Origin of the sequence: Roseateles sp. (assembly GCF_052436255.1) — a bacterium.
Lineage (GTDB): Bacteria > Pseudomonadota > Gammaproteobacteria > Burkholderiales > Burkholderiaceae_C > Pelomonas.
In genome coordinates this window covers 1-5,890 of the sequence record NZ_JBQVNP010000215.1, presented here as the reverse complement: position 1 = coordinate 5,890, position 5,890 = coordinate 1, and the positions used below count along the sequence as shown (strand labels likewise).

8 protein-coding genes are annotated in these 5,890 nt (G+C 71.0%); 1 reads left to right on the top strand and 7 read right to left on the bottom strand.

What is annotated here, in order from left to right; all coding sequences use genetic code 11:
- Both ACT6S0_RS25845 and ACT6S0_RS25840 read right to left on the bottom strand, forming a co-directional pair.
- Positions 1-434 (bottom strand): alpha/beta hydrolase family esterase (locus ACT6S0_RS25845; RefSeq protein WP_444766603.1); only part of this gene is annotated, 434 nt, incomplete at its 3' end.
- Entirely contained in the window at positions 431-736 is a 306-nt protein-coding gene (locus tag ACT6S0_RS25840; RefSeq protein WP_444766602.1) for a DUF2789 domain-containing protein, read from the bottom strand. The genes ACT6S0_RS25840 and ACT6S0_RS25845, both read right to left, overlap by 4 nt.
- A gap of 190 nt (positions 737-926) precedes the next feature.
- Here ACT6S0_RS25840 and ACT6S0_RS25835 point away from each other — a divergent pair, with 190 nt between their 5' ends.
- Positions 927-2,054: a mechanosensitive ion channel family protein gene (locus ACT6S0_RS25835; protein WP_444766601.1), complete on the top strand. Its 1,128-nt coding sequence runs from the start codon at positions 927-929 to the stop codon at positions 2,052-2,054.
- A 9-nt stretch (positions 2,055-2,063) separates the two neighbouring features.
- Here ACT6S0_RS25835 and epsC read toward each other — a convergent pair whose 3' ends face one another.
- The 5 genes from epsC to ACT6S0_RS25810 all read right to left on the bottom strand — a co-directional run.
- Complete coding sequence (gene epsC / locus ACT6S0_RS25830) at positions 2,064-2,993, bottom strand: serine O-acetyltransferase EpsC (RefSeq protein ID WP_444766600.1); 930 nt, start codon at positions 2,991-2,993, stop codon at positions 2,064-2,066.
- A complete protein-coding gene (locus tag ACT6S0_RS25825) occupies positions 2,941-3,495 on the bottom strand; it encodes a hypothetical protein (protein WP_444766599.1) in 555 nt (184 codons plus the stop codon). Before ACT6S0_RS25825 ends, epsC begins: the two co-directional genes overlap by 53 nt.
- 1 nt (position 3,496) lies before the next feature.
- Positions 3,497-4,234 carry a DUF899 domain-containing protein gene (locus tag ACT6S0_RS25820; protein ID WP_444766598.1) on the bottom strand — a complete coding sequence of 246 codons (738 nt, stop codon included), beginning with the start codon at positions 4,232-4,234 and terminating at the stop codon, positions 3,497-3,499.
- An 86-nt stretch (positions 4,235-4,320) separates the two neighbouring features.
- Positions 4,321-4,971, bottom strand: coding sequence for a hypothetical protein (locus ACT6S0_RS25815; RefSeq protein ID WP_444766597.1), 651 nt, complete (start codon positions 4,969-4,971; stop codon positions 4,321-4,323).
- Positions 4,972-5,006: 35 nt separating this feature from the next.
- Positions 5,007-5,890, bottom strand: an 884-nt coding sequence (locus tag ACT6S0_RS25810; RefSeq protein ID WP_444766596.1) for a helix-turn-helix domain-containing protein, incomplete at its 5' end; no start/stop codon positions are given.

The following is a 5,890-nucleotide window of genomic DNA, read 5'->3' as shown; positions in this document are numbered from 1 at the left end:
GCGTAAAGCACGCAGACCTGGTCAACCGCCTTCATGATCCAGGCGGCCTCGCCGAAGGCGCGGCCCGACCGCGTATCGAACCAGTTCCAGCAGCCCTGGGCGTTGCTCAGCCGCGGCTGCTCCGGATAGAGCACGAGGAAGCGCTCGCGCACGGCGACGCTGTTCATGCGCGTGCTGTCCGCAAAACTCTTGGCGTCCTGGTGGCAGCCATGCAGCATGACCAGCAGCGGCAGCCGCTCGCCGAAGCGCACGCCCGCAGGGCGGAACAGGTAGTAGCGGCGCGGCCCGTCCGCCGCCATCACGAGGCCCATCAGCCAACTGCCGGCGCTCGCGCTGCTGGCAGGCGGCCGGTGCCGCTCGCGCAATGGCTTCACCGCCCGCTGCAGCAGGCTGGCGTTGCGATTCAGCAGCGTTGCCCAGGAGGCATGCTTCATGGGCAGGCGGGGTGATCCGGGTTCAGCGTGCAATCCACCTGCTCGAGCTCGCCCGGGTCCGGGTGCTCACGCAGCGCGGCATTCAGCTGATCGATCTGCACACACCAATCGCCGTCGTCCTGGAGCCATTGCTCGCGCAGGAAGGCCACCTGGCCCGCGCTCCAGAACGGCGCCTCGGACAGGTTGAGCGTCTGCGGCAGCGGCCGGTGCAGGCGGATGAAGCGCTTGATGTCGGCCGGCGAGTTGGGCAGGCCGAGCTGGGCGAACAGCGCGGGCATGTCGTGATGGGTGGTGGTGTCCATGGGGGCTCCTTTCACAGCGGACTGCGACGAAGCGACCTTAGTCGGCGCCGGCGGCGCGCCGTGTCAGCGGGCGCCTCATCCGCTGCGGGCCGGGCTGTCAGCCCAGGCCCACAGGCGCGGCTGCCAACGGCTGACAGACGGCCGCAGGCCTGCAACCTAGCGTGGGCGGAGCGAATCTTGGAGGTCTGACATGACCTGGAACGAGCTCCTCGCGCGCGTCGAAGCCGCTTGGCCGCAGGTGGGCTGGATGGATGTACTGCCGGCACTGCTGGCCGGTGCGCTGACGATCGTCATCATCAAGGTGGGCCTGCGCGTGCTGGTCAAACGCCTGCGCAAGCTGTCGGCGCGCACCCACACCACGGTGGACGACGGTCTGGTCAACGTGCTGGAGCGCACCAACAGCGGGCTGATCTGGATCGTCGGCCTGCTGGTCGGCCTGAACATGCTGCCGCTGGACGACCGCTGGCACGGCCGCGTGTCGCAGCTGTGGTTCGCGGTCGTGGCGTTGCAGATCGGCCTGTGGGCACAGCAGGCGGTGGCCCAGGTGCTGGCCAGCCATCAACTGCGCCATGGCGGCAGCCCGGCGCTGTCGGCATCAGCCACGCTGCTGAGCTGGGGGTTGCGCGGCGCGCTGTGGGTCATCGTCGTGCTGGCGGTGCTGTCCAACCTGGGCGTCAACATCACGGCCTTCATCGCCAGCCTGGGCATCGGCGGCATCGCGCTGGCCCTGGCGGTGCAGAACATCCTGGGTGACCTGTTCGCTTCGCTGGCCATCGCCGTGGACAAACCCTTCGAGGTGGGCGACTCCATCACCGTCGGCGAGGTCACCGGCACCGTCGAGCGCGTCGGCCTGAAGACCACGCGCATCCGCAGCCTGGGTGGCGAGCAGATCGTCATGTCCAACGCCGAGCTGCTCAAGCGCACGGTGTCCAACTTCAAGCGTCTGCAGGCGCGCCGCGTGGTGTTCAACTTCGGCATCACCTATGACGCGACCGCCGATGAGGTGGCCGCCGTGCCACCGCTGATCCGGGAACTCATCGAGTCCGACCCGCAGCTGGAATTCCTGCGCGCCCATTTCAAAGGTTTCGGCGAAAGCTCGCTGGACTTCGAAGTGGTCTACCGCGTTCGCGACGCCAACTTCGATGTCTACATGGACCGGCGCCAGGCCTTCAACCTGGCGCTGATGCGCGCGCTGCAACAGCGTGGCCTGCAGTTCGCCTTCCCGACCCGCACGCTCAACATCGTGGGCATGGACGCCCTGGCGCCCCGCGGTCGCGCGGATGCCCAAGCGCCGGCACCGGTGCCGGCGCCGGGCTGAGGAGGTGGCTCAGGTCGTGCCGGCGAGCGAATCGGCCTGCGTGACCAGGCTGCCGGGCGCCACGCTGCGTGTCAGCCAGACATTGCCGCCGATGACGGCGCCGCGCCCGATGGTGACGCGGCCCAGCACGGTGGCGCCCGCATAGATGACGGCCTCGTCCTCGACGATGGGATGGCGCGCCTGGCCCTTGACGAGGTTGCCGTCGCCATCGGTCGGGAAGCTCTTCGCGCCCAGCGTGACGTTCTGGTAGATGCGCACCCGCTCGCCGATGACGGCGGTCTCGCCGATGACGACGCCGGTGCCGTGGTCGATGAAGCAGCCGCTGCCGATGCGCGCGCCGGGGTGGATGTCGATGCCGGTCTCGGCATGCGCCAGCTCGGCCACGACGCGCGCGATCAGCGGCAGGCCGAGCTTGTAGAGCTCATGCGCCAGCCGATGGCTGATCAGCGCGCGCAGCCCCGGGTAGCACAGCAGCACCTCGTCGACGCTGCGCGCCGCCGGGTCGCCCTGGTAGGCGGCCAGCACATCGCTGTCCAGCAGCACGCGCACGCCGGGCAGTGTGCGCAGGAAGCGGCCGACCAGCTCGTCGGCGTCCTGGCCGGGCGTGTCGTCGCCGCGCTGGCGGGCATCGTGGCGCAGCTCCAGCGCGGCCTGGTGGCGCAGCGTCGTCATCGCCGCGCCGAGGGTGTGGCCAACGTAGAAATCTTCGTCCTCGGGCCGCAGCGTCGGCGGGCCCAGACGCATCGGAAAGAGTGCCCCGGACAGGCCCTGGATCATGGCGGCCAGCAGCTCGCGCGACGGCAGCTCGCGACCGTCGCCGCCGCGGCGGTGCGCCTCACGCCACTGCCGGCGGGCGCCGCGCAGGGCCTCGACGACGGACTGCAAGTCATCGCCGGGGGCGGGCGTCGACGTGGGGGTGGTGGCGGGCGCTGGGTTCATGGGTTTCGAGTATAGAAATCCATCTCTGCCGGGCGCCGGCCAGGCACCTTGCCCCTGCCTCGCCGAGGGCCGCCGTCACCGCCAGCATGGCCGCCATGTGCACGGCCACGGCCGCCAATGCCAGCAGCAGCGAACCCGAGGCGGTGATCTCGCGCGCCGGTGAGGCGCTCAGGCAGAGGGGTACCAGCGCCGGCACCAGCATCAGGCCGCTGCCATGGGCGCTGGCCATCAGGCAGGACCACAGCGCCAGCCCGGCCCTGGCGCGCCGCAGCGCCAGCGCCAGCAGCAGCAACAGCCCGCACAGCCACGGCCAGCCGGCCGTTGACCCGCCGAGGGCGATCAGAGCTGCCACACCGCCGACGGCGACGGCATGGCCCACCGCAAGCGGCAGCAAGGCCTGGCGCGGCTTGCCGGAGCAGGCGGCCAGGCCCCAGCCGGTGGCCGGGTTCAGCCCGTGCAGCGCGCCAGCGCCGGCCAGTGCGATCCAGGCCCAGGCGTCCATGTCAGCCGCCGCAGCAGGAAGGCGCCGGCGCTGCCGACTCGTAGCGGTCGTGGTGGCGCACCCACGCCATGCCCTGGCCGGTCAGCTCGTCGCGGCCCTTGGGGGTCAGGTCGATCAGGCTGTAAGCACCCATCATCACTTCCACGCCCCGGCCGAAGGTCGAGTAGCTGTGGAAGACCTGGCCCGCCTCGTCCTTGCAGAAGACGCTGATGCCGGGCGCCTCTTCCTTCGGGAAGGGCGTCATGTGGAAGTTGTAATAGACCTCGCCATCGACGCGGTCCTCCGGCGCAAAGCTGACGTGGAAGTCGCGGTTGAAGTCGTTGCCATTGGACGAGGCCCAGTCGAACCGCCAGCCCATGCGGCGCTTGAAGGCCTCGATCTCGGCCAGCGGGGCGCGCGACACCACCAGCAGCGTGATGTCGCGCTGGGCCAGATGCGGCGCCATGCCGTCGAGATGGTCGGCCATGAAAGAGCAGCTCTTGCAGCCCTGCTCCCAGCCGGGGCCGAGCATGAAATGCTGCACCAGCAGCTGGCGCCGGCCCTGGAAGAGCTCGGACAGCCGGCGCGCGCCGGCGGGCGTGTCGAACAGATAGTCCTGCTCCAGCGTCGCCCAGGGCAGGGCGCGGCGTTCGCTGGCAACCTGGTCGCGCAGCCGGGTCAGTTCCTTCTCCTGCGCGAGCAGGGCCTTGCGGGCGTTGATCCAGCGGTCGCGGGTGACGACGGGGTGGGTGGTGCTCATGACATCTCCATGCGTTGACAAAGGGAAAGCAATGCAGCGGCGCCACCCGACGGCCCGGGCGGGTGCTGCTCAGTGGAACTCAGGGTTTAGGCGCGCCTGGGTCTGCGCACGGCGCGGACCTTGCCGGTGCCGCCGCCGCCGGCATAGAACAAATCGGCGCCGTCGGATTCGAGGCCGCTGACGTTCGTGCCCGGCGGCATCTGCAACGTCTCCAGCACGGCCCCGTCGGCCGGGTCGACGCGCCGGATCTCGCTCGCGTCGTCCTCCCAGGTGCCGTGCCAGAGTTCGCCGTCGATCCAGGTCACGCCGGTGACGAAACGGTTGGACTCGATGCTGCGCCGGATGGCCCCGGTGGCGGGATCGATCTGGTGGATCTTGCGACTGCGGTGCTGGCCCACCCACAGGCTGCCCTCGGCCCAGGCCATGCCCGAGTCACCGCCCTGGCCGGGCGCGGGAATGGACGCGACGACCTCGCCGCTGTGTGGGTCGATCTTGTCGATGCGTGCCTCGGCAAGCTGCCAGAGGTAGCGGCCGTCGAAGGCCGTACCGGCATCGCAGGGGCGCTCGATGCGCTGCTGCGCCTGCCCGCTGGCGGGGTCGAAGGCGACCAGCGCCGCGCCCGTGGCGGCCCAGACGCGGCTGCCGTCGTGCGTCACGCCGGCGATGGACTTGCCGCCTTCGAAGGGGCCGTACTCGCGCACGATTTCGGCGGGTCGGGGGGTGATGCTACTGCTCATGGGGTTGGTTCCTGCTGGCTTGCGATGGGCGAACCTTAGCCAAGCGGCAGCGCGGCGGGGAGTAACAAGATCGTCGTGAATCCCGTCAGCGGCGGCGCCAGCCAGCGTCGCGCCCGCGTCTGGCCGATGGCGCGCACGCGGCCGGCGGCCTCCAGCTCGGCGAGTGCGCGCTGCACGGTGCGCTGGCTGTCGCCCAGGGCCAGCGCCAGTGCCGAGGTCGACCAGGCCGCGCCGTCGGACAACAGGGCCATCAGCTCGCCGGCGTCGCCGTCGATGGGCGGCGCGAGCACCGCGACGGATCGCGCCCGAAGGGCGAAGCCGCGCGAGCTGGCCTCGATGCCGGCCACCGGCTTGATGAGGGCACGCAGCCGCCCGACCTCCACCCGCAGCCGGGCGCGGTGGGTCTCGTCAGCGTGGCGGGTGCGAAAGGCGCGCGCGATCAGTGCGTCGCGGTCCGCATCGCCCGGCCAGGCCTCGGCGAGCGCCCTCAGCAGCGTGAACAGGATGGGCCGGCGCGCCAGTGGCAGCGTGAAGTCGTCGACACGTAGCGCATGGCGGCAGGCGTCGACGACGAGGGCGCCCGAGGCCATCAGTGAGGCGACCTCGTGCAGGCGCAGCGGCTGCCAGTGGCCATCGACCAGCCGGCGCGCGGCGGTGCGCGCCAGCGCAGCGCCCGCCTCGGCGATCTCGGCCTGCAGGGCGGGCACGTCGGCGCGTGCGGCGGCCTGCTGGGCCTGACTCAGGGCTTGCTGCGCGTCATCGACACGCAATGAGCGCAGGGCCAGCTCGACGTTTGCCAGCGCCGCGACGGCGGCCAGCAGCGGCGGCAGCACGGCGATATCGACCGGCGCGAGCAGGCTCGCTGCCGCCGCCAGCCGGCCCAGCAGCAACAGCCGCCGTGCCGCGATCAGCCGTGCCT

Coding starts and splice junctions, on each gene's coding strand:
- ACT6S0_RS25840 (WP_444766602.1), bottom strand. CDS start 736: ATGGACACCACCACCCATCACGACATGCCCGCGCTGTTCGCCCAGCTC.
- ACT6S0_RS25835 (WP_444766601.1), top strand. CDS start 927: ATGACCTGGAACGAGCTCCTCGCGCGCGTCGAAGCCGCTTGGCCGCAG.
- epsC (WP_444766600.1), bottom strand. CDS start 2,993: ATGAACCCAGCGCCCGCCACCACCCCCACGTCGACGCCCGCCCCCGGC.
- ACT6S0_RS25825 (WP_444766599.1), bottom strand. CDS start 3,495: ATGGACGCCTGGGCCTGGATCGCACTGGCCGGCGCTGGCGCGCTGCAC.
- ACT6S0_RS25820 (WP_444766598.1), bottom strand. CDS start 4,234: ATGAGCACCACCCACCCCGTCGTCACCCGCGACCGCTGGATCAACGCC.
- ACT6S0_RS25815 (WP_444766597.1), bottom strand. CDS start 4,971: ATGAGCAGTAGCATCACCCCCCGACCCGCCGAAATCGTGCGCGAGTAC.